The organism is Nosocomiicoccus sp. HMSC067E10 (genome assembly GCF_001810835.1).
GTDB classification, from domain to species: Bacteria; Bacillota; Bacilli; order Staphylococcales; family Salinicoccaceae; genus Nosocomiicoccus; species Nosocomiicoccus ampullae_A.
Genome location: NZ_KV802752.1, coordinates 1 through 460, shown reverse-complemented (window position 1 = coordinate 460; position 460 = coordinate 1). Strand labels below are relative to the sequence as shown.

Annotated in this window: 1 protein-coding gene; it reads right to left on the bottom strand. The window is 34.1% G+C overall.

The genetic code is table 11. The features are described 5' to 3' along the window. Positions 1-29: 29 nt before the first annotated feature. The coding region (locus tag HMPREF2767_RS02115; RefSeq protein ID WP_148128988.1) for an IS3 family transposase at positions 30-460 on the bottom strand (431 nt) is incomplete at its 5' end.

Sequence of the window (460 nt, the reverse complement as noted above, 5' to 3'; positions counted from 1 at the left end):
TGTGCTACCCAAAAGTTGGACTTTTGGAATTAAGCAGATTGTAAGGTATGTTTCCTGAATTCTTCAGGAGACATGCCTTTTAATTTTAGCTTAATTCTATCTTTATTATAGTATCTAATATATTCATGTACTGCGATCTCTAATGCTTCATATGTCTTGAATACTTCTCCATAAAACATTTCCTGCTTTAATAAGCCAAAGAAGTTCTCCATCGGTGAATTATCTAAACAGTTTCCTTTACGTGACATACTCATTGTTGCACCATATTCTGTTATGGTATTTCCCCAACTACTATGCTGATAATGAAATCCTTGATCCGAGTGAACAACTAATTGGTTTAGATTGTGTTGGTGTTCCTCAAGTGCTTTATTTAAAGGATTTATAGCGATTGCCAGGTTTGGTGAACGACTTAATTGATAGGCAATCACTTCAGAGTTATAACAATCCATAATCGTTGATA